The organism is Sphingomonas sp. GW821-FHT09E03 (assembly GCF_059416225.1).
In genome coordinates this window covers 57,426-84,299 of sequence record NZ_JBWKOS010000010.1, presented here as the reverse complement: position 1 = coordinate 84,299, position 26,874 = coordinate 57,426, and the positions used below count along the sequence as shown (strand labels likewise).

The following is a 26,874-nucleotide window of genomic DNA, read 5'->3' as shown; positions in this document are numbered from 1 at the left end:
CCCGTAGCCGGGACGGTTGAACACGCGGGAACACTGGTAACCACGCCCCACGTATTCCCCGCACCGACAAGCGGTAGCAAGGTCTTGTATTTCGCGGGCCGCCCGACGGAAATCGGGGACCCAGCATTCGACCGCACATGCGGGCCAAGGATGGTGTTCAAGCCATGCCCAAGCCCGACCGCTATGGCACAAGGCTCAGGCGAAAACACGCTGTCATTGCAAATCCAAGCAGACCCCAGCATCCTGGAAGTAGGCGTCGCGCTCGTTGCCGGATCGATCTGCCGCATGGCGGGCGGCGCGGGAGCTCGCCCGGACGATCGTCGTGTCGATCGCCTCCGTGGGGGAGGTCATCAACAACGATCGGCATTGCTAGCGCGCTGCGCGTCCACAGGTGTGCCACGTGGCACACCTCAAGCGAGGATCCTCACCCGCGAGGGCAGAGACGCTGGCACGGTGGCTTGGTCGGCGCATATGCGCCGATGGAGCCGTGCCCGGTAGGGTCGCGCCCGATCATCGGCAAAAGAGTATGTATCTCACAAGCCGGCAGCGGCGACGGCTACCGCGAAGATCCGGATACTTGGGGGGATCGGCTGAGTTCGGGAAGGTGCGATGGTCGCCGCGTACCGATGAAAACGATCGCACCGCCCAGGATCAACGCGCGCGGATCGCTGTAACCTCCGCCACGGAACCGCGCATCCTCATGGCAAAGTCGACCCGCTGTCCGACTTTCACGGTCTTTAGCATTGCCGGTGGGATTGCCGTGAACGCCATCGTCATCGCAGGCCAGCCCAACGCCGCGATCGGTCCATGCTGGATCGTGACCTTGGCGGCTTTGGGATCGATCGCGGTCACTACGCCACTGCCGCGACCGACCTTGACAGCCCCCTTCATCGGCATGCCGTGCATGGAAGCACTCGACTGGGCCGATGCCGTAGTCGTCGTCAGGCCCGCAAGGATGGCGAGTGCCAACAGGGTGTTCTTCATAGCGTATTCCTTTGCAGCGGTGGGACTGGGGTCGAAGGGTGAGGGGAACGCCGGGAGCGCCGCAGCAGCAGGAACGCTGCCGGCAGTACCAGCATCGAGAGCAACGGTGCGGTGAGCATGCCTCCGATCATAGGAGCCGCGATCCGGCTCATCACTTCGGAGCCGGTGCCTGTACCGATCAGGATCGGAAACAGGCCAGCCAGGATCACCGCGACCGTCATAGCCTTGGGCCGGACACGAAGGAGGGCGCCTTCGCGCACGGCAGCCTCGACCTCGGCATCGTCCGGCACCGGGCCTCGGGCATCCAGCGCATGCTTGAGGTAGATCAGCATCACCACGCCGAACTCCGCTGAGACACCGGCGAGCGCAATGAACCCGACACCGGTCGCGACCGATTGGTTGTAACCGAGCAGATAGAGCAGCCATAGACCGCCGGTGAGCGCGAACGGAAGCGTGCCCATCACCAGTGCGGCTTCATCGAGCCGGCGAAAGGTCGCGTAGAGCAGCAGGAAGATGATGACCAAGGTCGCCGGAACGACGATCTTCAATCGCTCGACCGCGCGCTGTAGATACTCGAACTGGCCGGTATAGGTGACACTGACGCCGGGCGGCAGTTTCACCTTGGCGGCGATCGCGTTCTGCAGATCACGAACGATGGTGGTGAGCGGCGCGCCGCGCCCGTCGATGTAGATCCACGTCACCGGTCGGCCGTTCTCGCTGCGTAGCATCGGCGGGCCGTCGGTGATGCGAACGGCGGCGACGGTGCCGAGCGTGATCTGCTGCCGTGCCGGCGTCAGCACGGCTAAGTTTCTCAAGCCATCGATGCTGTCGCGCAACTCACGCGGGTAGCGCACACTGATTGGATAACGCGCGAGTCCCTCGACGGTCTGGCCGATCGTCTCTCCGCCGATCGCGCTCGACACGATCGACTGCGCATCGGCGACGTTGAGACCATAGCGTGCCGCAGCGGCCCGGTTGATATCGACATCGATATACCGCCCGCCGGTGAGCCGTTCGGCCAGCGCAGACCCCACCCCGGGCACGGTCTTCGCGACCTGTTCGATCTCGCGCGCCGCCGCGTCGATCTCGGCGAGGTTCGCCCCTGCCACCTTGATCCCGATCGGGCTCTTGATGCCGGTCGACAGCATCTCGATCCGATTGCGGATCGGCGGAATCCAGAAATTGGCGAGGCCCGGCACCTTCACCGCCTTGTCGAGCTGATCGATCAATTTGTCCTGCGTCATGCCCGCGCGCCACTGATCCTTGGGCTTGAAGCGGATCGTGGTCTCGAACATTTCGAGCGGGGCAGGGTCGGTCGCGGTATCGGCGCGACCGGCCTTGCCGAACACGCTTTCCACTTCGGGTACGGTCTTGATGAGCCGGTCGGTGAGCTGGAGAAGCTGGCCGGCCTTGGCGGTCGAGATCCCGGGCAGCGCGGACGGCATGTAGAGCAGGTCGCCCTCGTTCATCTGCGGGATGAACTCGCCGCCAAGCTGACTGATCGGCCAGAGGCTGGTCGCAAACACGAGGCCGGCAATGACCAGCGCCTGCTTCGGCCGCGCCAATACCCAATCGAGCGCGGGACGATAGATGCGGGTGAGGACGCGATTGATCGGGTTGGCATTCTCGGATGGGATGCGACCGCGGATCAGCAACCCCATCAGCACCGGGATCAGCGTGATCGACAGGATCGCCGCACCTGCCATCGCATAGGTCTTGGTGAAGGCGAGGGGCGCGAACAGCCGCCCCTCCTGACCCTGAAGCGAGAAGATCGGCACGAACGAGAAAGTGATAATGAGAAGGCTGAGGAACAGCGCCGGGCCGACCTCGACCGCTGCCGCGGTGATCACGCGCCAGCGCTCGGCACCCGCCAATGTCTCATCGGGATGATCGTGCGCCCAATGCTCGAGATGTTTGTGCGCGTTTTCGATCATGACGACGGCCGCATCGACCATCGCACCGATGGCGATGGCAATGCCGCCCAGCGAGAGGATATTGGCGTTCAGTCCCTGCACGCGCATCGCGATAAAGGCGATGAGGATACCGAGCGGCAGAGTGAGAATGGCGACCAGCGCCGATCGAACGTGCCAGAGGAACAGCGCGCAGACGAGCGCAACGACGATGAACTCCTCGATCAGCTTGGCGGTCAGATTATCGACCGCGCGATCGATCAGGCCCGAGCGGTCATAGGTGGTGACGACCTCCACGCCGGGCGGCAGGCTCTTCTTCAATTCCTCGAGCCGGGTGCGTACCCCGTCGATCACCTCGCGCGCGTTCTTGCCCTGGCGCATCACGATGACACCGCCTGCAACCTCGCCCTCGCCGTTGAGCTCGGCCAACCCGCGACGCATCTCGGGACCGATCTGAATTGTGGCGACGTCGCCGAGTGTCACGGGCACGCCGCCAACCGTCTTGAGCGGCACGCTGCGGAAATCGTCGAGCGTCTTCAGATAGCCGGTCGCACGGACGATATATTCCGCCTCGGCCATCTCGAGGACCGATCCGCCGCTCTCCTGGTTGCCGCGCTTCAGCGCCTCGGTCACCGCCTCGTGAGTGATGCCGTAAGCGGCCAGCTTCTGCGGATCGAGGACGACCTGATACTGCTTCACCATGCCGCCGATGCTCGCGACCTCGGCGACCCCCGGCACGGTCTTCAATTCGTAGCGCAGGAACCAGTCCTGGATGCTGCGGAGTTGCGCGAGGTCGTGACGCCCGGTCCGGTCAACCAGCGCATATTCATAGACCCAGCCCACCCCGGTAGCATCCGGGCCGAGCGATGCCTTTGCGCCCTCGGGCAGGCGGCTTTGCACCTGGCTCAGATATTCGAGTACCCGGCTGCGCGCCCAATAGAGATCGGTCGCATCGTCGAACAGCACATAGACGAAGCTGTCGCCGACGAACGAATAGCCGCGCACCACGCGCGCGCCCGGCACGGACAGCATCGTCGTCGCGAGCGGATACGTGACCTGGTTCTCGACGATCTGCGGGGCCTGGCCCGGATAGGTGGTGCGGATGATGACCTGGACGTCGGACAGGTCGGGCAGCGCATCGACTGCTGTCGAGCGCAGAGCGCCCACTCCGACGACGATCAGCGCGAGGGCTGCGAGCAGGACGAGGACACGCGCCTTGACGGACGCCTCGATGATCCGCGCGATCACTTCGTGTCGCCCGTGATTCGCCGCGCGGCGATGCCGGTCAGACTCGCCTCGCTGTCGAGCAGGAACTGGCCCGACGCGACGACCTTCTCGCCTGGTGCCAGTCCGGCGAGGATTTCGGTCCTGCCACCTGCCTCACGGCCCGTCTTGACCTCTGCTGGCCGATAGCGGCCCTTATCCTCGGCGAGCATGACCAGCGTCCGCATGCCGGTGCGGATCACGGCTTCGCTCGGCACAAGCAGCGCGGTGTCGGACGTGCCGCCCAGATGGACGGTCGCGAACATGCCGGGGCGAAGACGACCGCCTGGGTTGCGCAGCTCGATCCGTACCGTGAGCGTGCGGCTGTCGGCCTGCGTCGTCGGCAAGATGGCGATGATCCGCCCGGTAAAATGCTCGGCAGGGAAGGCCGCCAATTCGGCAGTCGCGGTCTGTCCCACCTTGACCGCATTGGCCCGTACCTCGGGTACTGCGGCATTAAGCCAGACCGTGGAGAGCCCGTTGACCTGTGCCAGCGCCTGCCCGACGGCGAGCGTTACACCTTGCCGCGCGTCAAGCGTCTGGATGACGCCGGCGATCGGACTGCGCACGGTGGTCATGCCGCGCCCGCGCGGCGTGCCACCCGGAATACCGAGAAGGCGCAGGCGCTGGGCCGCGGCCGCGGTGAGCGCCCTGTCGCCGGTCCGCCGCACGGCCTCATACTCCGCCTGTGCACCGCCCCATTCGGGCACCAAGATGTCGGCGATCGGCGCACCGCGCGCGATCACGTCGCCCGGCGCCCGATTATATACCCGCTGGACGAACCCGGCTGCGCGCGACTGGATGATCGCCACGTCGCGCTGGTTGAAGTCGATCGTGCCGGTCGCATCCAGTGCGCCGGCCAGCATCCCGGTAGTCGCCGTGGCGATACGGATGCCGAGACTTTGCATTGCGGACGGATCAATCGAGATGCCGGGCTTGGAAGTCGTTCCCGTGGCACTCGCATCCGGATATTTGGGGATCGTCTTCATCCCCATCGACGAGAGCGAGTCCGGATTGTCGTAATGCTCCTGCGGCACCATCGGGTCGTAATAATAGAGTGGCTTGGGTTTAGCCGAGGAGGCCGGATCGGCGGTCGCCGATGTCACCGGAGCTGTCGTAGCCGGGCTGGTCAGCCGCGCCGCCACGAACCCGATCCCGCCGCTGGCCAGGATCGCGAGAACAACGGCGCGTGACGCGGGCGTGCGGGGGACGAGATTGCGCGGGCTCATCGTGGATCGCTCCGATAGGTGAGAGTGAGACGTGCGCCATCGATCGCGACCAATGCCTCGCGGTCGAGCGTTTCGAGGGCCGCATTGGCAAGCGCACTATGTGCGTCGACGACATCGAGCAGTCCGGCACGTCCGCCAGCATAGCTCGCGGTCTCGAGATCGACGCGCTCGCGCGCTAGCGGCTCGAGCGTCTCCTTCGATCGCATCCACTGCGCATGGTGCATCACATGATCGGCAAGGCCCGCATCGAGACCTGCCGCGAGTTGGCGGGCGGTATCTTCCTGTTCGGCGCGCCGTTTCGCCGCGTCCGCGGCGCGTGCGGCGATCAACGGGTCCTGTCGGTGCGATTTGAACAGCGGCAAGCCGATGGTGACGCCCGCCGAGACATAATCGCCAAAGCGCGGGTCGCGGCGCTGGTAGCTGACGTCGACCCCGAAATCGGGGCGGCGATCGGCCTGCGCCAACCGGACGTCGGCATCGGCCTGCCCGACACGGGCGGCAATCGCTGCCAGCATGGGGTTGCGGTCAAGCGCACTGCGCAATTGCGCGGGGTTCACCATGAAGTCTGGCACCGGGCCGGCGACCGCCGGGGTCGGATCTCCGGTCCAGCGGATCAGATCTGAGCGCGCGCGCGCGACCGCGGACACCAGCTCGTCGCGGCGATCATCGAGGGCTGCGAGACCCTGGCGTCCCGCAAGCGTCTGCGCCGGGCGAGCGTTACCGACCGATACCGCACTGGGGGATGTCCGTACCAGACGCTCCAGCCTACCGCGCACGGCGTCGAGTGCTACGAGACGGCGCTCGGCATAAGCCAGTGTGATCCAAGCGATTGCAGTTTCGACCTCAACGGTGCGGGCTTCAGCTACCGCCTCTGCATCGGCAGTCGCGATATCAGTATCGGCGCGCGCCTGTTGCGCGTGCCGCTTGGCCGCGTTCGGAATGTCCTGTGACAGTCCGACCCGCGCCCACGTGAAATTGTCGCGATTGGGCTCGAACGCGAGCGGCCCCGAGACCGGGAAGCTGTCGACCCCGAGCGCGAGCTTCGGATCGGGGAGGGCGCCTGCAGCCCCACGTGAAGCACGCGCGCTATCAGCACCGAGGGTACGAGCGCGTAGTGACGGCGCATGGCCCTTCGCTGCGGCGAGCGCCGCATCGAAGGTGAGCGGTCCAGCCGTCGCTGTGGTGGTGGTAAGCGCAGCGATCAGCGCAGCGCTCAGTATCGTGTATCTGGACATGGTTTCCCCGCTGGCAGACGAGAGTGTAGAACCGACCGGCAGGGCTTCGACCTGCCGGTCGGTTCCTCATCGCTTGCTCAAGAGCTATGTGAGACGCAGCAAGCCATGTTGCCGGACTTGGCCGCCATCAGTGGGCGGCCGGTGTCAGCAGCGGTCATCTCCACCGCCGCTGGAACCCAGACGCGATGCGACACGGCAAGCGGCGCGCGAGGGCCAGGAGCCTGGACACTAGGCCGCCATTCGTAATGACCATCGTCGGCGCGCGGAGACGCGGATGCGGAAGTGGCCGCAAGCGTGGCAAGAATACCGACGAGAGCGCCGGAAAATCCGATTTTCATGATGTTCGATCCTTGATCTGAGCAGTGGCCGCCAGCACGCAATCGCCTCGAAAGGGGCCTGCGGCAGACGGAATCCGGGTGTCAGATCAGGAAGCTGGGTGGATCGGGCTCGGGACCGTAGGTGCGGCCTTCAAGGCGCGCGGTCAGCGTCCACGCTGGTGTAAGAAGGTCAAGCTGCCGCGCTGAAAGCGTGATGCCGACAGGTTGAAGAATGGGCGCAATCGCGCATCCCATCACAGCAATGCACTGAAGGGTCATCTTCTTGCACGGCATAGAGCCGTGCATCTGCCCGGACATCATGCTGTTGCCGCAATCCATCGTCGCCATAGCCGTCATCGGCATGGTGACGCCCTGGGCGGGGCTCATAGCCATCGCCGTCGATTGCCCAAATAGACCGAGAACGGCCATGAACAGCAGGAAAGGGCGCAGAAGGCGTGTCACGTCATGGAAGACTTAGGGCAAAGGGTTTCCGAGTCAATTAAACGTACTTCGGTGACTAATCACCGACGGGTTACACCGTCGCGCCACGGTCGCTGCGAGGATCGCAGCGTAATGCGCAAGGCCGCAGCACGACCGCGGATCGCATCCATCGTCCGTCCCATCTCGCGGGCGATCTGCGCGATGGTCTGCTTGGCCGTCACACGCCGGCGTAGCTCGGCGTCGGCCTCGTCCGTCCAGCGTGCGCCATGCTGATCAGTCAGCCCAAAATCTCCTCGATCAGGAGCAACCCCAGAAAGCCGATGAAGAACATGGCGCTGATGAGCGGGGTGTCGGGCTTCTCATGCGCTTCGACCAACAGCTCCTCGGTCACGAGGTAGAGCAAAGCCATCAGCCCGAAACTGAGAAATCCGGCGATGACGACGGGCGGAAGGAGCGCCACGGGCGTCGCCAGCGTCGCGCCGATCGGGAGCAGCAGGGCGATCCCCACCGTGGTCGCCACGATGCGGGCCTTCGATCGGATCGTCTCGCCAAGCTCGGTCGTCACGGTTAACCCGAGGAACAGCACCTCGAGGGTCAAAGCAATGGTGAGCAATATGCCCGCCTTGCCACCAGCGACGAACGCCAGTCCCAGCACCAGCCCGTCGATCAGGATGTCGACACCGACCGCGCCGAGCATCGCGATAGGCCCCTTGGCCCGACCCTCGATGGCTTTCAGCGAAAGCATGACGATGATGCCGATCGCCCCCCCGATGAAGGTCGCGATGGGCGAGCCTTCGTGCATCACCTGCGGAAGGATCTCGACTGCGGCTGCGGCGAACACCACACCTGCTGCCAGATGTTGCATCGCGCTTACGACGGCTTCGCTCGGTCGTCGGGTGACGGCGACTAGCGAACCGAGCAGCACGGCCGTGACCGGAATCAGGGTGAAGAGTAGTGCCTGCATGTCGCGAGCCTCAAACGGTCTTGTCGGATTCGAGCGCGCATGGCGTTCCAGGGTCGGTCTCGATCTGGATCGTCGCGTGGTCGATCCCGAATTTCTCCTTCAGGGCTGCCGCGACGCCGGCCGTGTAGGCGTCGCCGGGGTAGCCGCCCGGGACGAGCAGATGCACGGTCAGTGCCGTCTCGGTCGTGCTCATCGGCCAGACGTGGAGGTCGTGGATCTCCTGCACGCCCTGGCGTCCGCGCAGGAACGTGCCGATTTCCTCCGGGTCGAGGCCGGGGGGTGCGGCCTGAAGGCTCATGTTCACGGAATCGCGGAGCAGCCCCCACGTCCCGATCGCGATTACCGCAACGATGACGAGGCTCGTCACCGGGTCGATCCAGGTGAGCCCGGTCTTTACGATGATGAAGCCTGCCACCACGACGCCGGCCGACACTGCGGCGTCGGCCGCCATGTGGAGGAACGCGCCCTTAATATTGAGGTCGCCCTTGCGGCCGGACATGAACAGCAGCGCGGTCGCCGTGTTGACGACGATACCGATCGCCGCGACGATCATCACCGTGCCGCCCGCAACCGGAGCCGGCTCGGAAAAGCGACGGATCGCCTCCACCGCGATCACGACGATCGCGACGAGCAGCAGCAGTGCATTCAGGAATGCGGCCAGAATCGACGAGCTGCGGAAGCCATAGGTGTATTTGCCGCTCGGGCGGCGCTTGCCCAGCGTCGCTGCCCCCCAAGCGATGAGCAGGCCCAGCACGTCGCTCAGATTATGGCCGGCATCGGCCAGCAGCGCCATCGATCCCGAAGCGATGCCGTAACCGGCCTCGATGATGACGAAGCCGAGATTGAGAGCGGTGCCGATCGCGAACGCCTTGCCGAAACTCTTGGGAGCGTGGCTGTGCCCATGCCCCCCGTGACCGTGATCGTGACCACCCGGTTCGCTATGGTCATGGGCGTCTCCGCCCGCTGCATGATCGTGCATGATCTGTCTTTCAGTGTGCCGCAGCGGGCAGGGGAGGGAGTTCGAGATGGCCGTCCGACGACGCAGGCAGCGTGCGCGCGCCGAAGCGGGCGTAGAGCGTCGGCAGCACGAACAGCGTCAGCAGCGTGGCGGAGATCAGCCCGCCGATGACGACGGTCGCGAGGGGCTTCTGCACCTCGGCACCGGCACCGTGCCCCAGCGCCATCGGTACGAACCCGAGCGACGCGACGAGTGCGGTCATGGCAACCGGCCTGAGCCTGGCGAGCGCCCCTTGGTGCGCCGCCACAGCGCGATCCACGCCGTCGCGCATCAGGTCGTGGATGGAGGACACCATCACCAACCCGTTGAGCACCGCGATGCCCGACAGCGCGATGAAGCCTACGGCCGCGGAAATGGAGAATGGCATCCCCCGCAGCACCAGCGCCAGCACTCCGCCTACCAAGGCCAGGGGCACGCCCGTGAACACGATCAGCGCGTCCCGAACGGAGCCTAGCGCCCCGTAAAGCAGCAGCATGATGACGGCGAAGCAGATCGGCACGACGATCGCGAGCCGGTCGCGTGCAGACGCCAGATTTTCGAACTGGCCGCCCCATTCGAGATAAGTGCCCGGAGGTAGCTTCACCTGGCTGTCGATCGCGGCGCGCGCATCGGCGACGACACCTGCCACATCGCGGTCGCGGACGTTCGCCTGCACCACGACGCGCCGCTTTCCGTTCTCCCGGCTGATCTGGTTGGGACCGTCGACGACGGCGATATCCGCGACCGTCGACAACGGCACGAAACCGCCGCCTGCGGTCGGCACGGGCACCTGGGCGACCGCGGTCAGATCGGATCGTGCGCTTTCCGCCATGCGGATCACGACGGGGAAGCGGCGATCGCCTTCGAAGATGACGCCGGCTTGGCGTCCCCCGATCGCGGCGGCAACCGTGTCCTGCACGTCGCCGGCCGTCACCCCGACCCGCGACATGGCGGTGCGGTTGGGACGGATGTCGAGCATCGGCAGACCTTCGGTCTGCTCGACCCGGACGTCTGCGGCGCCGCGCGTCGTACGCAGGATGCCGGCGATGCGATTTGCGGTCGCGTTCATCTCGCCGAAGTCGTCGCCGAACACCTTGATCGCGATATCGCCGCGCACACCGGCGATCAGCTCGTTGAAGCGCATCTGGATGGGCTGGGTGATCTCGTAGGCATTGCCCGGCAGGGTGGAGAGACGCTTTTCCAATTGCTCGACCAGCGCCTCCTTTGACAGACCGGGGTCAGGCCATTCCCCTTTGGGTTTCAGGATGACGAACGTGTCGGTCGCGTTCGCCGGCATCGGATCGGACGCGATCTCGGACGTGCCGGTGCGCGAAAAAGCGAACCGGACTTGCGGCGCCTTGGCGAGGGCCTTTTCGACCTGGAATTGCATGGCCTGGCTCTGGTCGACTGACGTGCCCGGGATGCGGACAGCCTGCACGAGGATATTGCCTTCATCGAGCTGGGGCAGGAACTCCTGGCCCAGGGTGGTGAAGGCGACACCGGCAAGCGCGAGCGCGCCGACCGCAACGCCAATGGTGAGGCTCGGCCGGCGCATGGCCGCGCCGAGTCCCGGTTCGTAGCGTCGCCGCAGGAACGCGACGATGCGGCTTTCCTTCTCCTCGACCCGCTTGCTGAGCCAGATGGCGATGGCTGCGGGCACGAAGGTCAGCGAAAGGATGAAGGCGAAGACGAGCGCGATGATGACGGTGAGTGCCATCGGCTCGAACATCTTGCCCTCGACCCCGGAGAAGGTGAGGAGCGGCGCATAGACGAGGATGATAATCGCTTGCCCGTAAACGGATGGGCGGATCATCTCGCGGGCAGAGGCAGCGACCAACCCGAGCCGCTGTTCCATCGTCAGCTCGCCGTCGCGGCCGTGCTGCGCCTCGGCGAGACGGCGGAGCGCATTCTCCACGATGATAACGGCGCCGTCGACGATCAGGCCGAAGTCGAGCGCGCCGAGGCTCATCAGATTGGCGGAGACACCGGCTTTCAGCATCCCGATGCTGGTGAGCAGCATCGTGATCGGGATGACAAATGCAGCGATCAGCGCCGCCCGGAAATTGCCGAGCAGCGCGAACAGGACGACGATGACCAGCACCGCGCCTTCGGCGAGGTTGCGGGCTACCGTGGCGATGGTGGAGTTTACCAGCTCGGTCCGATTCATGACTGGCTTCACCACCACGTCGACCGGCAAGGAACGGCCGATCTGGGTCAGCCGCTCGGCGACGCCCGTCGATACGGTGCGGCTATTTTCTCCGATCCGCATCACCGCCGTCCCGACCACGACTTCGTGGCCGTTCTCGGACGCGGACCCCATGCGGAGCGCCTGGCCGGTACGAACAATTGCGATCTGGTTGAGCAGGATCGGCACGCCCTCGCGCGTGGCAATGACGGTGCGGGCGAGTTCGTCGGCGTTGCGCACACGCCCGTCCGAGCGAACGGCAAGCCCTTCACCGTTGCGGTTGACGACGCCCGCGCCGGCGCTGGTGTTGTTGCGCTCCAGCGCCGTTGACAGATCCTGCAGCGTGAGGCGCATCGCCGCCATCCGCTGGACGTCGGGAACGACGAGATACTCCTTGGTGTAGCCGCCAAGGGAGTCGACGCCGGCCAAGCCCGCCGTACTTTTAAGCTGCGGCGTGACGATCCAGTCCTGTACGGTACGCAGGTACGTCGCCTTGTCGGCATCGCTGACGAGGTGATCGCCCTCCGGCGTGATGTAGCTGCTATCGCGTTGCAGACCGGGTTCGCCGTTACGGTGACGAGTCTGATCCAGCTCGCGATATTCGACCGTCCACATGAAGATATCGCCGAGACCGGTCGCGATAGGCCCCATCTCGGGATTCACCCCCTGCGGAAGGCTTTCCTGGGCGGAGCGCAGGCGCTCGGCGACCTGCGCCCGTGCAAAGTAGATATCGGTCTTTTCTGAGAAAACCGCCGTGACCTGGGCGAAGCCGTTGCGGCTGAGCGACCGGGTATAGTCGAGTCCGGGGATGCCTGCGAGCGACGTCTCGACGGTGAACGCGACCTGCTTTTCGATCTGATCCGGGGAAAGGGCAGGGGCAACGATATTAATCTGCACCTGGTTGTTGGTGATGTCGGGCACGGCATCGATCGGAAGCTGGCGCAGCGCGCCAATCCCGATCAGTGCAGCGGCGACGGTGAAAAGCAGGACCAGCCATCGCTTTTCGACGGACAGGGTGACGATGCGACCGATCATGGCTCAGTCCTCGTCCTTGGCTGCACTTTTGCCGAGTTCAGCCTTGAGCGTGAAGCTGTTGGTGGAGGCGATCCGCTCGGAGCCGGTGAGGCCCGATGTCACCACGACCTGACCACCGTTGGTCCGGCCCAATGTCACGGGCAGCGCGCGGAACCCTGTCGGGGTCCGGACGAAAACAAACGATTTGTCCTCGATCATCTGCACTGCGGCCGAAGGCACGGCAACGGTGCGGTCTCCGGTGGCGGGCACGAGGATCGACACGTTGACCGTCTCGCCGACCCGCCAGATGCTGCCGGCGTTGTCGAGCGTTGCGATCACCGGCACCAGCCGGGTCGTCTCGTCCAGCACGGGCGAGACGAATGTCACCCGACCCTCCTGACGTCGACCGGGGGCCGTGACCTCGACGCGCGCACCGGGCTTCACCCGGCCGGCATCGTTCGGCACCAGCGACGTGGTGACGGTGACTTTCGAAAGATTGGCGACCCGGAACAGTTCGGCGTCGGCCGCGACCGTCTGCCCGAGCGTGGCGGACCGTGCGATGACCTGACCGCCGATCGGCGAGCGCACCGCGATGCGGTTGAGCGCGCCGCCCCCGCTACCGGTCGCCGATAGCTGCTGCTGCGCCAGGCGCAGCGCGATACCGGCTTCGGTCGCCGCGGTCCGCGCGGCGACGAGATCCTGCTCCGGCGATACACGTTCGGCGAACAGGCGCTGTTCGCGGCGCAGGTTGGACCCGGCGAGGGCGGCACGTGCGCGCGCCGCCTCGACTTCGGCCTTGAGCGATGCCGCTTCCCGGCTCTCGATAATCGCGAGCGGATCGCCGCGACTGACGGATTGGCCGAGATTGCGGGTGAGCGAGACAAGGCGCCCTCCGACCGAAGCCGACACGACCTGTACGCCCTGCGGATCGCCTTCGATCGTTGCGGACAGCTCGATCGCGCCGGCTTCGCCGCCTACGGTGGGGCGCGTTACTTCGATACCGGCATCCGCGATCTGCTGCGCGGATAAGGTCACGACATCCTTGGCCGCTTCCTTGGTCTCGCCAGCTTCGGTTTTCTCGGTCTTTTCAGCTCCGGCTTTTTCGCCGGCTTCGCCGCTACTGCCGCCACTACCGCAGCCCGCAAGGATGAGAGCCAGGGTCACAGGTGCAAGCGCCCGGATGATGATCTTCGTCATTGATTGGTTTCCTCGAACGAGGGCGCGGCGGCAACGAGCCTTTGGAGGCGGGCCTTCGCATCGTGGTAGGTGGCGAGCGCGTCGATCGCGGCGGTTCGCGTTTCGGACAGGGTCCGCTCGGCATCGAGAAGGTCGAGCTGGCCGAACTTGCCTTCGCGGTAGCCGATTCGGGCGATCCGCGCCGCCTCGGTTGCCGACGCGAGCGCAGGTCCGCTCGCGTTGCGGGCGGACGTAGCCGCATTCGCCACCTCAACTTGGGCGCGTGCGATATCCTGTGCCGTATCCAGCTCGGCTACACGACGAAGCGCCTGTGCCTGATCGCTCTGGGCGCGAGCCTGGGCAACGGCCGCCTTCCCGTTGTTGAAGACGGGGAAGGGGATCGACACCCCGAACACTGCCGCGACGTCGTTGGTCGCCTCGAGACGACGCGCACTGGCGCTGAGCGTGACGTCGGGGACGCGCTGCGAACGTGCGAGCCTCACTTGCGCCTCGGCTGTAGTCGCGTCCGCGCGCGCAGCGGCAAGCGCAAGCGTGCCGGCGGTCGCAATCGGCTGCGCCGGACCAAAACCCTCGACGCGATCGTACCATGCCATGTCGAGTGCGCCGGTGACGGGTTGTCCGATGCGGCGCGTCAGGTTGTCGCGTGCGACGTCTGCGAGACGCTGCGCACGCTCGACGGCGGTTTCGGCATTGATGCGCAGCACGTCGGCCCGCTGCTGTTCGAGGGGCGATGCCCGCCCCGCCTGCACGCGGACGCCGGCTGCGCGCAGCGCCTCACGGGCGATGCCCGCCTGTTGGCGTGCCGTGACAAGGCGACGGTCCGCTGCCGTCGCTTCAATGTAGAGTTGGGTGACGGCAAGGCGCAGGTCGGCTTCGGCCAAGGCAGAGCCGATCCGGGCGCGGCTACCGAGCGCGTCGGCCACTGCGATCCGTGCGGACCGCTTGCCCCCAAGCTCGATCGGGAACGCCAGGCCGGCCGTCGTCTCTGCGCTGCGCACCCCGCGATATTGTCCGCTGCCCGCGACGTTCTCGGTTTCCGCAACGATCGAGGGGTTGGGGCGGTAGCCCGCAACAGTGCGACCAGCCTCTGCTGCCCGGACCCCGGCCGTCGCTGCGTCGAGCGTGGGCGCGGTAGCGCCGGCGAGCGCCAGCGCCTGGTCGAGCGTAAGGGTTGGACCGGTCGATATCGGCTCGGACGATTGCGCCTGCGCAATCGACGCGCATGATGCCACGGCCAATAGGGCCGCGATTAGACGCTGCATGGGTAAGGATCTCCTGACGAACACTGGAATCCGCGCGGGTTTGCCGGGCGGAGCTTAGACGTCGGTCAGGCTTGGGGAGGTCGCAGCGCCGGGTCCGAAGGCGCCATCGCCATCGGTCCATTGTTCCAAACTGAGGGCATCACGCGCAGCCCCGTAGCGGATGCGACCGGATCAGGCGCCATCGGAACGCCGATATCATGGCCGTGGCATCCACCATGGTGATGGGGATAGCCCTTCTGGCTGTCGGCCGGCACCTGGTCGCCATCGCCATTGGCATGGCCGATCGACGTAGAGGCAGATACCTCCACGTCCGGCCCCTCGGCCGCGTGCGCGACCGATCCGAACCCGAGCGACAGCGCAAGCATCAGACAGAGGAAGAAGGCGGACAGGCGTTGCATTGGCCCGGCCCGTAGCAGCTTAGCGACTGCCATGTAATGATCCTCGGAAATCGACAGGCTCGGGGGTCGGGGAAGACCGCAACTCGGCACGGGCTTGCCGCATGATCTGCAAGCCGCCCGACAATCCCAACGACGCCATCAGCGCCGCGACAACAAGGTCGGGCCAGGCACTGTTCAGGCCGAACACGCCGCATGCGGCCAGGACGACGGCGATGTTGCCGATCGCGTCGTTGCGCGAGCAAATCCAGACCGATCGCATGTTCGCGTCACCGCTGCGGAAGCGGTAGAGCATCACTGCCACCACGAGGTTCGCGATCAAAGCGACGACGCCGACAATCCCCATCATCTCGCCATGTGGCACGGTTCCGTGAACCGCCGCCCATCCTGCCGCGACCAGCACGTAGAAACCGAGTACCGCGAGCGTCGCACCTTTCAGCATCGCCGCGCGGGCGCGCCAGGTGAGGGCCATACCTGCGACGCCCAGACTGATCGCATAGTTCGCCGTATCGCCGAAAAAGTCGAGGGCGTCGGCCTGGAGCGCCTTCGAGCCGCCTGTGATGCCGGCGACGATTTCAACTCCGAACATAGTGCCGTTGATCGCAAGCGCGATCCAAAGCGCACGCCGCCATTTAGGGTCGTTGAAGGTGCCCGTCTTGTCGGACGCGCAGCTCGTACAGGCCATGTTCGCCACCTCGATAGAATCGATCTGGCAGCCTATATGCACCCTCTAGTCGCTAGAGGGTCAAGTGCCATGTTCGAAAAACTGACGATTGGGAAGCTGGCCTGCGCAACCGGCACTAAGGTCGAGACGATCCGCTATTACGAGCAGATCGGTCTGCTACCGGCTCCCGCGCGATCGGCAGCGAACTACCGGACGTATGACACCGCGCATCTTCGTCGCCTGTCATTCATCCGACGCGCGCGGGATCTAGGATTCTCGATCGACCAAGTGCGGGAATTGATGGGGCTTGCCGATCGGCGCGACCAATCCTGCATGGCCGTCGACGTTATTGCCAACCAACACCGGGACGCCATTACGCGCAAGATCTCCGACCTGACGGCGCTCGCCGGCGAGCTCGATACGTTGATCGATTCCTGTAGCCGTAACACCGTCGCCGACTGCCGGATTATTGAGGCATTGGCGCCCAGTTCTTGAAGAGCCCCGGCGCTCTACCGGCTAAGTGCCGCGCATCGGCGCGGGGCCATAGGTGTGCCACGTGGCACACCTCACGGGAGGATCGTCACCCGGACGGGCCGAGATGCCGGCACGGTGGCTCGGTCGGTGCCCAGCACCGATAGAGCCTTGGCCCGGCAGGGCCGCGCCCGCGGGGCCCTTAGATCAGGCCCAGATCGCTTCTGCGTCCCAGCCGGCCAAGAACCCGCCTTGGATGGAACTTGCGAACGGCATTGCTGGGAACGGTTGCCAGTGCGCCTTCATGCGGGACGGCCAGGATGTCCCAGGATTGATCCGCCTGACGAAGTAGCTGGCCACGGCCGCGGCACCATAGACACGCGTGCGCCGCTCCAGGTCGCTACCAATATGCACGAGCTGCGGTGCCTCGAACGGCTTGGGCACCAACGGCTGATTGATGATGCCTGCGTTCCACAGACGGGCATGATGCGCGCTGATGTTGCGCACGAAGGCGAGCGTTTTGATCCAGCTTACCAGCGTGTTGGGAAGAAGGCCGTAGCGTTTGGCGATGGCGGCACGATCGTTGGGATGCGCCATCTCGAGCAACCAGGACAATGTGCCGAAATCCCATGCCTCGACCGCCATCCAGATCGGCACTGGCGGGCTGTAGGTGGCGTAGAACTCCTTGATCCAGTCGTCCTTCGAGCGAGCGATCGCGCCATCGGCCTTGGCAAGCCAATTTTGGTGGCGGGTGCCCCCTCCGGGCATCGCCTGGTTGGCACGATGGGCGTCGAGAAAGGCGGGCGAACGGTGCGCGCAAGGATCACGCTTGCCCATGGCGTGCGCGAGATCCACGCGCAGCGCGACCTCGATCCGTTCGATCGCGTCGAGGAACAGGAGGCGAAGCTGCTTGTCGAAGAGGTAGAGATCGACGGCATGGCGAAACTCGGCGCCCGCTTGGAACTGCTCGGTGCGGACGGTCAGCGTTGCATCATTGGGATCGGGAACAAGCTGCTGGAAGGGCTGCCAATAGGGCGTGAGACGCCCGTAACCGATGCGCTGGAGGTGGAGAACCGCCTTCGCCTGATCGGTCACGATCAAGCCGCGCTGCATGAGGAGCGCCAGCTGATCGGCGAAACTGAGATGGGGTTTGGTGTAGGGCGGAAGCATCCGGCCCAGATATGAAGAAGGCCGCCCCTTGATGCCAGCGGCAACAGAGGGGACGGCCATGTTGCATCCGATATATGCGTGGGCGCATGAGGATTCAATTAAAAGTTGAAAGCCGCTCGACCGCTGTGCGCGTCTGTAAGCGTTTGCCACGGCGCGTGCGATCCATGAGCGCGGGTCGATAGGCGGGCCTAGGCTATTACTCGGCCGTTCCAACAGCGCACCCTTTCGTACTGTCGCCCGCCCGGGAACGTGCGTTATCCTCCTTGCCAGGGCGTCTCAAAAGATTCTGCGTAGCGTTCTTTCTGGTTTTGCCGCCCTTCATCACCTGCGACGCGATCGGTTTGGTAAGATCGATACCCTTTTCCAATGTAAGGCGGCCTTTGATCGCACCGACCCCGCGTACAGTCTGAAAATTACCCGTCTTTGGGTCGCGAACCGCGGTGTTCGTCGAGGTAGGCTGTGCCTTTGCCATAGCTCGAATATACTTCGTCGTTTGCGCTGACGAAAGGTGTGTCCCGTAGCACACCTGCTCTATCGAAGCCCGATTTTAAGGGCACCGCGAGAGAGTTGCTCTTTTCCCTACAGCCTCTAGACACGCCATACCCGCGGCCGCTTATCGAGCGTGTCCGTTTCCCGAAAGGGTACTAGCAGACCGGGGCTGTCGTATGGGCGGCCCCGGGTTTCCCCCACGCTCGGTGGGCGACCTCCCACCACCGTGCAGGTCATCGGTCGTCGAAAGCACGAATCGGAATGCCCCGACGCGAGACGCACCTCTGTAGATGTCAGGCAAAACGATGCGAGTTCGTGCTTTCGACGACCGATCGTGATCGACCCGCATTGAGCAAGTGCGCTCCATGGCGGACTTATTTACCGGCGCGATCATTCGGGCCTTGGGACGTGTCCGGCAAAACGGTGCCGAATGGGAACTAACCGCAACCTCAGCGATCTGCGGACGATCGCGGGCAGGTTGGACGGAGGATGGAGTTGCAAAGCCGAAATTCGGTATCCGCCTAAAGAACCCTCGGGACTTCTGGCCCAGGCTGACTACATTTTGCGGGATAAAGCGAACAAACTTAGGTTCGGCTGCCCTGCTGGTAAAGCTGTAATATAAGGGTTGGCATCAATCTTGGTGGAACGCCCTCATCAAGCATCATTGCAAACATTTCATCGTCATCTGCCGTCGGTGCAAGTCCCTCGATCTCGAGGTTCGCGCGCGCTTCCGCCAGATCTTCACGCCAAAGGGCGATTTGATCCGGCGTGCCGCGTTCAAACGTCATCGAGCGGATCTGCCTTCGCATCTCTGTTAGATCGACATTTCCCATCGTGGATCCGCCTACGTACGTTTGAGGGTGTCCTTGAACCTATCCGACCGATGCAGATCGAAAAAGGAACGCGTGGGCGTTTGCAGCGCACCGTGTCGCAAAACTCATTCTGCGGGTTACCCTCCGAACGTCACATGCCACGCTTCATAATTAGCGATAACGCTGATTCCCGCTAATTACATACTGGCGTCAAATTGGTCAGTCGCGTATCGATTCCGACGGTTCCGGAACGACAGCTCACGCGCCTGTTTCGGTGCGGGCTAACGCAACGCAGGAGGTCGGCATGGCCGACGATAGTGGCATCGATGACATGGCCCACGTCGATCCTTCGGATTTGGCTGGTATCGTGGATGACGCGCTGGTGGTGGTCGATCAGGTTCAGTCGCTTGAGCCGTATCTCCCACAGCTTGCGCCCGACGATCGTGAACGGGTCGACGACTATGTCCGCCGGGCCTCGGCCGACGCGACGTTGCGCGCCTACAAATCGGATTGGCGGCTGTTCTGCGCCTGGTGCCAGGAAAGCGGTTATCGGCCGCTCCCGGCGACGCCGGCGACGGTCGCCGCGTTCCTGACGCTCCTCGCCGAGAGCGGGTTCTCTCCGCAGGAGCTCCGCCGCACGAAGCGCGGAACTGTACTGCCGCGCAAGGAACCCGTGCCGCTCGGCCGCGCGACGATCGGCCGGCGGCTCGCCGCAATCGTCTTTGCGCATCGCGCCGCCGACGTCGAGCCACCAACGTCTCAACCAGATGCGTCGCGACTGGAGCGCGCTATGCGCGGAATCCGCAAGGACAAGCGCGGCGAGTTGCCCGGCAAGAAGCGCCCTGCCGACGGCGACGTGCTGCGCGACATGGTGCGCGCGATCGTCGGCGAAGATTTGCGCAGCTACCGCGACCGCGCACTGCTCGCGATCGGAATGGCGGGCGCATTCCGCCGTTCCGAGCTGGTGGACATCACGGTCGGGCGCGTCAGCGAGGACAGTCGCGGGCTCCTTGTTCGGATCACGGCATCGAAGACCGACCAAGAAGGTAAGGGGCACACCGTCGCGATCCCCGACGGGCGCAGGCTCGAGCCGGTACGTCATTATCGCGCCTGGCTGGACAAGGCGGGTATCGCCAACGGCCCAGTGTTCCGCAAATTGACGCCGCAGGGCCGGCTGACCGATAAGCCTATGAGCGCCCAAGGCGTCGCGCTGGTGGTGAAGGCGGCCGCCGTTGCGGCGGGCTACCCGCCCGAACTGTTCTCAGGTCACTCGCTTCGCGCCGGTTTCCTGACGGAGGCGGGGCGGCAGAACGCCAACATATTTAAAATGAAGGAGCACAGTCGGCATTCGTCGCTCGAGATGGTGGCGGAGTATGTCCGCGATCACGAACGATTTCGGGAGCATGCGGGTGAGGGTTTCCTGTGAGATAGGCAAAGTGCATTATAGGTTTCTGGAACGTTCGCGACCCGCTCGCCCCTATCCACCTTCGATGCCCCAGTTCTTGTAGAGCACCTCAAGGAGCTGCTGCTGGCGCGCCTCCACCACATCCAGGGTCCATTCATCCTGCGCTATAACTTGGCTCGTCAGCGCATAGGATGAGACGTTCTTTGTCCCTGAGAAATAGATTTCGCATTTTGGGCCGAACTCATAATTTTGAGCCGACGAGTTCTTCTTCTTGTTGAGTGGTACTAGGTTGGCGAGGCGATGCACCCACGCCTTGCGTTCGGATGCATCGGGCCACCACGTCTTCCACTCGCTGCTTGCCGGCACGGTCTGCGGCAGGACGTGCTCGATCGTCAGGATCGACGGATCGTACGTGGCGGCCCCGTCCGAGATGAAAGAGTCGAGCCGCAGGATCAGGTAGTTCCGGCGGCGCGGCGTCAGTTCGTATATGTTGCCGTCCAGCGCGTCGCGGAACGCCTCGTGGTCGTCACTGGTGAATTCGAACTGCGCCATATCGTCCGGCTCAGCGCCCGTCTGAATGTCATTGATCAGTTCCGCATATACCTCAATCCGGCTGTTCACGTTCCAGCGACAGATATGCATGAACGCGGCGAGCCTTTCTAGCAGCTCGAAGAAGCGTGCGACTCGCTTAGGCTTGTTCCGCTGCTCCTTAAGATACAACATCGCTGGAGGGATCCAGTCGGAATTATCGATCCTCTGCAGCCACCTGATGTAATAGTTCACGTCCTCGGCATGGGACGTGGCCGCATACGAGGAATTTCGGATGTCATCCAAAGCGTCGGCAAATGGCTCGAGCACGTCGTCGATGAAGGCCTTCGGGTCCGGGTTCTTTGGAAGGACGTGGGCGCGGAACTCCTCCAGCAGTATCCGCTTCGCCTTCTCTTTGGCGTAGATCATACGGATGTACGTGAAGAGGTCTCGGAAGCCCTCGCGGGTGAGCTCGACCTCCATCTCTTCCCATTTGTCGTTATAAATCCCCCGATCGGTCTCGCTCTTCAGCTTACCGATAATGTCGGCCTTAATGATGTCGGTCGGCTGGAGATCTAGGCCGCGACTGTTCATCACCGCGAATACGCGGAACGCGGATTCCTGGCTCGCGGTGGATACGGCAACGAGGTAGCACCGCGTCAGGAGGAAGGTGACGAACTCGCGGAGCCTCTCCGGCGTCGGAAGTGCGTCCGCGACGGCCTGGGCGAAATACCTAGCGTTAGCGCGGATGTTCTCCTGGGATTCGTTGTCAAGCGAGGCCGGGTCGAGATCGATAAGCTCGTCCAGCTTCAGGCCCTGGATGTACTTGGCGAAGAAGGTCCGGTCGCGCTCGCGCAGCGACAGGCGGGGTTTTGGAAGGATTCCCTCCATCTTCTTGCCTGGTTCGAGGATGTAGTCGCGGAGCTCATCCTTGTCCTCGCCCCCGTTCGCGCAAGCCATGGCGGCGAGCAGTATGGTGAGCGTCGTCAGGCGCTGCTGGCCATCGATCACCTGTGAATAGGCACTGTCCTCAGACTTGATCAGCACGATGCTGCCGAGGAAGTAGCCTTCCTCCTGCTCGGCTTGGAAAAAGGCAATCAGGTCCTCGAAAAGCTCGCCAGCCTGATCGGGAGTCCAGGCGTACGGTCGCTGATAGGATGGAATGACGTATTCGAAATCGGAGGAGAAGATCTTTGAGAGAGCGTATTCGGCACCACTGATTTTCTTCGACACGATCCGCTCCCTGCTGCTCGATGAACCGTGGCGGGCGACCCGCTTCGCTGTCAATCGCCTCGAAAGGGATGCATGATGTCCGGAGGAGCCTATTTCACGGACACCAAGCCTTGCACACGACGCTGCTATCCCTAATCAGCGCTCGATCGCGTCGGCAAGACGCATTGGGAATCTTGGGCTGAATCAATGACGGAAATCACCTTCAAGGGCAAAGAGTTCGTCTACAACCACCATCTCACAGTGCCCTTCCGCCCTCTCGTACCGCACGAGGATAAGGGAATTGGCCCGGTGGCGTTCGACGGCAATCTGGTGGTTCACGGCGACAATCTGCGGGCGCTCAAGGCCCTGTTGCCGCTTTATGCCGGCAAGGTGGACTGCATCTTCATCGATCCGCCCTACAACACCGGCAACGAGGGCTGGCGCTACAACGACAACGTCAACGCGCCTATGATCCAGGAGTGGATGGCGGCCAATGCCATCGGCACGGAGGACGGGCTGCGGCACGACAAATGGTGTGCCATGATGTGGCCGCGCCTGCGCCTGCTGCACGAAATGCTAAGCGAGAATGGCAGCATTTGGATCACACTGGACGACAACGAGGTCCATCGCGCTCGTGCTATGCTCGACGAGATCTTCGGCGAGGACTCCTTCGTCGGCCAGCTTGCCTGGCAAAAGCGCACGTCGCGCGAAAACCGAGCTGTATTGTCCCCCAGCTTCGACCATATCCTGCTGTATTCGAAGGCGCTTAAAGATACTTGGAAGCTGCGGCGCAACTTGCTGGCACCTACGGAAGGCGGGTACAGCAATCCGGACAAGGACCCGCGCGGCATCTGGGCTTCGATCCCGTTTTCGGCGCAGGGCAGCCGAGACAACCAGATCTACACGATCACAACGCCCACTGGAGTGGAGCACAAGGCGCCAAAAGGACGCTGCTGGGGCGCAACTGAGCCCGAGTTCAAGCGGCTGCTGGCCGACAATATGGTGTATTGGCCAAAAGAGGGTAACGGCAAGCCCCGGATCAAGCAGTTCCCAGAGGACGCGAAGGGGCTGGTCCCTATGACGCTGTGGCCGGCGAGTGAGGTCGGCACCACAGAGGACTCGAAGAAGCAGCTGCTCGAAATTTTCAGCGAGTATGACGAAGGCGATCTCGCAATCCATGCCCCGAAAACCGTGCCGCTAATTGAGCGCGTTATCGCAATCGCCACCGGGCCGGACTCGATCGTGCTGGATTCGTTCGCGGGGTCCGGCACCACAGGTCACGCCGTGCTGGCGGCCAATGAGCGCGACGACGGCAAACGCAAGTTCATCCTCGTCGAGATGGAGGAGTATGCGGACAAGCTGACGGCGGAGCGTATCCGGCGCGTAGTCGGCGGCTACAAGTTCAAGGGTGTTCAGCGTACCGAGCTTTACCGGCAATCGCTGACCTGGGCGAGGCTGAACAAGGCCGACAAGATTCTTGATGCCGTCAGCGCCATCGAGAATCTGCACGGGCACGAATACGACGCAATCAAGAAAGAAATGAAAGATGGCGAGCTCATCGTCACGGGCGAGAAAGCCTGCGCCGAGGAGGCTGATGGCCTTGGTGGCGGGTTTACCTACTGCACGCTCGGCGAGCCGATCGAGCTCGACAAGTTGCTGACCGGGGAGACGCTGCCGTCTTATGTCGGGCTGGGCGGCGTCCTCTTCCACATGGCGACGAGCCGTGCATTCGACCCTTCAAAGGTCGACGAGGATACGTACTTCCTCGGTGAGGCTGGTGGCCAGCAGGTCTGGCTGATCTACAAGCCCGATCTGGACTGGCTGAAATCGCCGGATGCGGCCTTGACCTTGGCGCGTGCGCGGACAATTGCGGAGTCCGCACCCGATCGACGCCACCTCGTTTTCGCACCGGCGCGTTATGTCAGCCAGAAGATGCTGGTCGAACAGGGCCTGAAGGTTGAGTTCGCGCCGCTGCCTTTCGCCCTTTACCGCATCGACCGGAGCTAACCAATGCTTCGGGAGCTCGAATATCAGGATCGCGTCTTCAGAGCGATCGACGCCTATCTCGACACGCTGAAGGAGAAAAAGGCGCTGGCAGACAGGGTCGCCGTGGTGGCAGCGCAGGACCCCTCGCTCGGCATCCCTGTGCCGGACTTCACAAAGGAGGCATGGGAGGCGCTCAAGGAGGCTGGCAAGCTCCCGGCCTCGCGAGCCGCGATTCCGTTCTCGGGCCGGCTCGACGGATGCGGCCGGCCGGTTCCGAACATCGTACTCAAGGTGCCTACGGGTGGCGGCAAGACCTGGCTGGCGGTCTCTGCGGTTTCACGGGTCATGGGCCGGTATCTGGGCCGCAACACAGGTCTAGTGCTTTGGTTGGTGCCGAACGAGGCGATCTACACCCAGACCCTCAAACACCTCCGCGATAGCGAGCATCCGTACCGGCAGTCGCTGGAGCGGGCGTCGGCGAACCGCGTCAAGATCTTGGAGAAAGGCGATAGTCTCGATGCAAGGGATGTCGAGGGCAATCTGTGCGTCATGATCCTGATGCTGTGGTCCGCCAACCGCGAGACCCAGAGTTCGTTGACGATGTTCAAGGATCGTGGCGACATCCGCGGGTTCTTCCCGCCGGAAGGCGAACAGCAGGCCCACCAGGCCGCGCTTGATCAGACGACCAACCTTGCCGCCTACCAGGGCATGTTCCCGCTGGTGAAGGACTCGCTTGGAAACGCGCTTCGGATCATCCGGCCCATGATCGTGCTGGACGAGGGACACCGGGCTATCACCGATCTCGCCTTCCGCACGATCTATGGTTTTAACCCCTGCTTCGTCCTTGAACTGACGGCCACGCCGCAGGACTTACAGCCGAGGGGCGGGGCGAACCCGCGCGATGCCCGCTATGCCAATTTGCTCGTTGAGGTCACGGGCCGGGAGCTGGATCGCGAGGGCATGATCAAGATGCCGCTCAACCTCGATCCCCGGCAGGGAGACGACTGGAAGGCGACGCTTGCTGCGGCTGTCGCTAGACTCGATATTTTAGCCGCGGAAGCGCAGCGGCTTCGGGCCGACACGAACCGGTACATCCGGCCGATCATGCTGGTCCAGGTGGAGCGCACAGGCGAGGACCAGCGCGAGAGCGGGCACATCCACGCCGAGGACGTCAAGGAATGGCTACTGACCTCGGGCTTCGACCAGACCGAAATCGCGATCAAGACCGCGCAGCAGAACGATCTCAAGGGGCCTGAGAACCAAGACCTGATGTCGCCCACCAACCGGGTGCGCGCCATCATCACGAAGCAGGCGCTGCAGGAGGGCTGGGATTGCCCGTTTGCCTATGTCCTTTGCAGCCTGTCGGCCAGCACCAACCTCAAGGCCATGACGCAGCTGGTCGGCCGAGTTCTGCGGCAGCCGGGCGCGCTTGAAACCGGGTGCGAGGCGCTCGACGAGTGCTATGTCATCACGCATCACGCCAGCACCGCTTCCGTTGTCAGCGCGATCAAGGGCGGCCTGCAGAAGGGTGGTCTTGGTGACTTCGTGCTTCGCACATTGCAGGAAGATGAGGAGGCCTCGGGCAAGAAGAGCCGTAGGATCGACCGACGCCATGTGTTCGCGTCCACCGAAATATACTTGCCGAAGGTGATGTCGGTTTCCAACGGCGAGGTCAGGGAGCTCGACTACGATGCCGATATCCTGTCCGCCATCGACTGGCGCGACTTTGACGCCAAGGCCATAGCGGACGGCCTGCCGGAGAATGCGCAGGCCGCCGAGAGTCAGCTGCAACGCATTAGCCTGTCAGAGGACGGCGAGGAGCTGTTCGTTGGCGAGACGGTCGCCTCCAATACGGAGGAACTGGCGTTCGATCCGGCACACGCCGCCCGGATGATTTCGGACATCGTCCAGAACCCCTTCGTCGGACGCGAGATCGTCGGGTCCATGATCGCGGCACTGGATGCCCGCGGCTTCGATGCGGACAAGCTGGGCAGGCTGGCCACCCTGATCGTCGATGAGCTCAGGAAGGGGCTCGACATGGCGCGCGCCGTATTTGCGGAAGCCAGATTCAAAGTCGAGGTCGAAGCGGGCCGTATTCAGTTCAGGTTGCGCCTCGACGGCAGAAACTGGCGCATGCCGATGACCGAGCAAACCACGCTTTCCGAAAACGCGCGTCAGGTGGTGAGCCGGACCGGCGGTCCGCTGGAAAAGAGCTTGTTCACCCCGGTCTTCGAGGCCGACTTCAACACCGACGAAAAGGATGTCGCGGTCTACCTCGACGGCGAGGGGGCGCTGACTTGGTGGCATCGCAACGTGGCAAGGACGCAGTACGGCATCCAGGGTTGGAGGAAGGCCAAGATCTATCCCGACTTTATCTTCGCAGTTCAGCGCGACGGAGAGGCCAAGCGCATCACAATTCTGGAAACCAAAGGCGACCAACTCGACAATCTTGACACCGCCTATAAACGCGCCGCGCTATCCTACCTTTCGCAGCAGTTTCGGTGGGACGATGCGGTGTCGGTCGGCGATCTGGAGCTCGTCAAGCAAGGCGAGACTGTTGAAGGGACGCTTATCCTGATGAGCGAGTGGCGGGCCGAATTGCCGGCACACCTATAGTTTGTTGGCACCGCGTAAGCTGAAGCAACGCGCGACGATGCCGTTGCAGGCTCCACGCGATTGCCTGCCGCGTTAATCATCATCGGCACTCGCGGAAGGGCGAGGCTTAGGGACGAGCCGGCGCGTGC

Annotated in this window: 19 protein-coding genes; 4 read left to right on the top strand and 15 right to left on the bottom strand. The window is 63.7% G+C overall.

Going from position 1 to position 26,874, the window contains the following annotated elements:
- Positions 1 to 651: 651 nt before the first annotated feature.
- From AC07M8_RS16640 to AC07M8_RS16585, 12 genes are all read right to left on the bottom strand, one after another.
- Positions 652 to 984 (bottom strand): copper-binding protein, encoded by a 333-nt coding sequence (locus tag AC07M8_RS16640; protein WP_242152893.1) that lies wholly within the window; start codon positions 982 to 984, stop codon positions 652 to 654.
- Positions 981 to 4,142, bottom strand: a complete 3,162-nt coding sequence (locus tag AC07M8_RS16635) for an efflux RND transporter permease subunit (protein ID WP_495175389.1) — start codon at positions 4,140 to 4,142, stop codon at positions 981 to 983. Before AC07M8_RS16635 ends, AC07M8_RS16640 begins: the two co-directional genes overlap by 4 nt.
- Positions 4,139 to 5,386 carry an efflux RND transporter periplasmic adaptor subunit gene (locus AC07M8_RS16630; RefSeq protein ID WP_242152899.1) on the bottom strand — a complete coding sequence of 416 codons (1,248 nt, stop codon included), beginning with the start codon at positions 5,384 to 5,386 and terminating at the stop codon, positions 4,139 to 4,141. The genes AC07M8_RS16635 and AC07M8_RS16630 overlap by 4 nt, the downstream gene beginning before the upstream one ends.
- Positions 5,383 to 6,621 (bottom strand): TolC family protein, encoded by a 1,239-nt coding sequence (locus AC07M8_RS16625; RefSeq protein ID WP_242152902.1) that lies wholly within the window; start codon positions 6,619 to 6,621, stop codon positions 5,383 to 5,385. Before AC07M8_RS16625 ends, AC07M8_RS16630 begins: the two co-directional genes overlap by 4 nt.
- 419 nt (positions 6,622 to 7,040) lie before the next feature.
- Positions 7,041 to 7,400 carry a hypothetical protein gene (locus AC07M8_RS16620; RefSeq protein ID WP_242152905.1) on the bottom strand — a complete coding sequence of 120 codons (360 nt, stop codon included), beginning with the start codon at positions 7,398 to 7,400 and terminating at the stop codon, positions 7,041 to 7,043.
- A gap of 256 nt (positions 7,401 to 7,656) precedes the next feature.
- A complete protein-coding gene (locus AC07M8_RS16615) occupies positions 7,657 to 8,343 on the bottom strand; it encodes a ZIP family metal transporter (protein ID WP_242152908.1) in 687 nt (228 codons plus the stop codon).
- A 10-nt stretch (positions 8,344 to 8,353) separates the two neighbouring features.
- The gene (locus tag AC07M8_RS16610) at positions 8,354 to 9,322 is read right to left on the bottom strand and encodes a cation diffusion facilitator family transporter (RefSeq protein WP_242152911.1); all 969 of its coding nucleotides are present in this window, start codon (positions 9,320 to 9,322) and stop codon (positions 8,354 to 8,356) included.
- Positions 9,323 to 9,332: 10 nt separating this feature from the next.
- Positions 9,333 to 12,560 (bottom strand): efflux RND transporter permease subunit, encoded by a 3,228-nt coding sequence (locus AC07M8_RS16605; protein WP_242152914.1) that lies wholly within the window; start codon positions 12,558 to 12,560, stop codon positions 9,333 to 9,335.
- A 3-nt stretch (positions 12,561 to 12,563) separates the two neighbouring features.
- Positions 12,564 to 13,736, bottom strand: coding sequence for an efflux RND transporter periplasmic adaptor subunit (locus tag AC07M8_RS16600; protein ID WP_242152919.1), 1,173 nt, complete (start codon positions 13,734 to 13,736; stop codon positions 12,564 to 12,566).
- The gene (locus AC07M8_RS16595) at positions 13,733 to 14,998 is read right to left on the bottom strand and encodes a TolC family protein (protein WP_242152922.1); all 1,266 of its coding nucleotides are present in this window, start codon (positions 14,996 to 14,998) and stop codon (positions 13,733 to 13,735) included. Before AC07M8_RS16595 ends, AC07M8_RS16600 begins: the two co-directional genes overlap by 4 nt.
- A 65-nt stretch (positions 14,999 to 15,063) precedes the next feature.
- Positions 15,064 to 15,429, bottom strand: coding sequence for a hypothetical protein (locus tag AC07M8_RS16590; RefSeq protein WP_242152923.1), 366 nt, complete (start codon positions 15,427 to 15,429; stop codon positions 15,064 to 15,066).
- Positions 15,416 to 16,078 carry a cation efflux transmembrane domain-containing protein gene (locus AC07M8_RS16585; RefSeq protein WP_242152926.1) on the bottom strand — a complete coding sequence of 221 codons (663 nt, stop codon included), beginning with the start codon at positions 16,076 to 16,078 and terminating at the stop codon, positions 15,416 to 15,418. The genes AC07M8_RS16590 and AC07M8_RS16585 overlap by 14 nt, the downstream gene beginning before the upstream one ends.
- A gap of 69 nt (positions 16,079 to 16,147) precedes the next feature.
- Between AC07M8_RS16585 and AC07M8_RS16580 the strand changes: the two genes are divergently transcribed.
- Positions 16,148 to 16,552: a MerR family transcriptional regulator gene (locus AC07M8_RS16580; protein ID WP_242152928.1), complete on the top strand. Its 405-nt coding sequence runs from the start codon at positions 16,148 to 16,150 to the stop codon at positions 16,550 to 16,552.
- A gap of 183 nt (positions 16,553 to 16,735) precedes the next feature.
- Here AC07M8_RS16580 and AC07M8_RS16575 read toward each other — a convergent pair whose 3' ends face one another.
- Together AC07M8_RS16575 and AC07M8_RS16570 are read right to left on the bottom strand one after the other, a co-directional pair.
- On the bottom strand, positions 16,736 to 17,758 hold the full coding sequence (locus AC07M8_RS16575; RefSeq protein WP_242152931.1) for an Abi family protein: 1,023 nt from the start codon (positions 17,756 to 17,758) through the stop codon (positions 16,736 to 16,738).
- A 1,013-nt stretch (positions 17,759 to 18,771) separates the two neighbouring features.
- The gene (locus AC07M8_RS16570) at positions 18,772 to 19,020 is read right to left on the bottom strand and encodes a hypothetical protein (protein ID WP_495175388.1); all 249 of its coding nucleotides are present in this window, start codon (positions 19,018 to 19,020) and stop codon (positions 18,772 to 18,774) included.
- A gap of 283 nt (positions 19,021 to 19,303) precedes the next feature.
- Between AC07M8_RS16570 and AC07M8_RS16565 the strand changes: the two genes are divergently transcribed.
- A complete protein-coding gene (locus tag AC07M8_RS16565) occupies positions 19,304 to 20,425 on the top strand; it encodes a site-specific integrase (RefSeq protein WP_495175387.1) in 1,122 nt (373 codons plus the stop codon).
- Between the two features lie 51 nt (positions 20,426 to 20,476).
- Here the strand turns inward: AC07M8_RS16565 and AC07M8_RS16560 are convergent, their stop codons facing one another.
- Complete coding sequence (locus tag AC07M8_RS16560) at positions 20,477 to 22,165, bottom strand: DUF262 domain-containing protein (RefSeq protein ID WP_495175386.1); 1,689 nt, start codon at positions 22,163 to 22,165, stop codon at positions 20,477 to 20,479.
- A gap of 186 nt (positions 22,166 to 22,351) precedes the next feature.
- On the opposite strand from AC07M8_RS16560, the gene AC07M8_RS16555 reads away from it, so the two are divergent.
- Both AC07M8_RS16555 and AC07M8_RS16550 read left to right on the top strand, forming a co-directional pair.
- The gene (locus AC07M8_RS16555) at positions 22,352 to 24,151 is read left to right on the top strand and encodes a site-specific DNA-methyltransferase (RefSeq protein ID WP_495175385.1); all 1,800 of its coding nucleotides are present in this window, start codon (positions 22,352 to 22,354) and stop codon (positions 24,149 to 24,151) included.
- 3 nt (positions 24,152 to 24,154) lie between these two features.
- A complete protein-coding gene (locus AC07M8_RS16550) occupies positions 24,155 to 26,746 on the top strand; it encodes a DEAD/DEAH box helicase (protein ID WP_495175384.1) in 2,592 nt (863 codons plus the stop codon).
- The last annotated feature ends 128 nt before the right edge of the window (positions 26,747 to 26,874 follow it).

What these genes read in the sequence shown, in the direction of transcription:
- AC07M8_RS16600 (WP_242152919.1), bottom strand. Translation starts at nt 13,736, where the DNA reads ATGACGAAGATCATCATCCGGGCGCTTGCACCTGTGACCCTGGCTCTC.
- AC07M8_RS16640 (WP_242152893.1), bottom strand. Translation starts at nt 984, where the DNA reads ATGAAGAACACCCTGTTGGCACTCGCCATCCTTGCGGGCCTGACGACG.
- AC07M8_RS16580 (WP_242152928.1), top strand. Translation starts at nt 16,148, where the DNA reads ATGTTCGAAAAACTGACGATTGGGAAGCTGGCCTGCGCAACCGGCACT.
- AC07M8_RS16585 (WP_242152926.1), bottom strand. Translation starts at nt 16,078, where the DNA reads ATGGCCTGTACGAGCTGCGCGTCCGACAAGACGGGCACCTTCAACGAC.
- AC07M8_RS16625 (WP_242152902.1), bottom strand. Translation starts at nt 6,621, where the DNA reads ATGTCCAGATACACGATACTGAGCGCTGCGCTGATCGCTGCGCTTACC.
- AC07M8_RS16630 (WP_242152899.1), bottom strand. Translation starts at nt 5,386, where the DNA reads ATGAGCCCGCGCAATCTCGTCCCCCGCACGCCCGCGTCACGCGCCGTT.
- AC07M8_RS16610 (WP_242152911.1), bottom strand. Translation starts at nt 9,322, where the DNA reads ATGCACGATCATGCAGCGGGCGGAGACGCCCATGACCATAGCGAACCG.
- AC07M8_RS16550 (WP_495175384.1), top strand. Translation starts at nt 24,155, where the DNA reads ATGCTTCGGGAGCTCGAATATCAGGATCGCGTCTTCAGAGCGATCGAC.
- AC07M8_RS16605 (WP_242152914.1), bottom strand. Translation starts at nt 12,560, where the DNA reads ATGATCGGTCGCATCGTCACCCTGTCCGTCGAAAAGCGATGGCTGGTC.
- AC07M8_RS16565 (WP_495175387.1), top strand. Translation starts at nt 19,304, where the DNA reads ATGGCCGACGATAGTGGCATCGATGACATGGCCCACGTCGATCCTTCG.
- AC07M8_RS16555 (WP_495175385.1), top strand. Translation starts at nt 22,352, where the DNA reads ATGACGGAAATCACCTTCAAGGGCAAAGAGTTCGTCTACAACCACCAT.
- AC07M8_RS16595 (WP_242152922.1), bottom strand. Translation starts at nt 14,998, where the DNA reads ATGCAGCGTCTAATCGCGGCCCTATTGGCCGTGGCATCATGCGCGTCG.
- AC07M8_RS16570 (WP_495175388.1), bottom strand. Translation starts at nt 19,020, where the DNA reads ATGGGAAATGTCGATCTAACAGAGATGCGAAGGCAGATCCGCTCGATG.
- AC07M8_RS16590 (WP_242152923.1), bottom strand. Translation starts at nt 15,429, where the DNA reads ATGGCAGTCGCTAAGCTGCTACGGGCCGGGCCAATGCAACGCCTGTCC.
- AC07M8_RS16575 (WP_242152931.1), bottom strand. Translation starts at nt 17,758, where the DNA reads ATGGCCGTCCCCTCTGTTGCCGCTGGCATCAAGGGGCGGCCTTCTTCA.
- AC07M8_RS16615 (WP_242152908.1), bottom strand. Translation starts at nt 8,343, where the DNA reads ATGCAGGCACTACTCTTCACCCTGATTCCGGTCACGGCCGTGCTGCTC.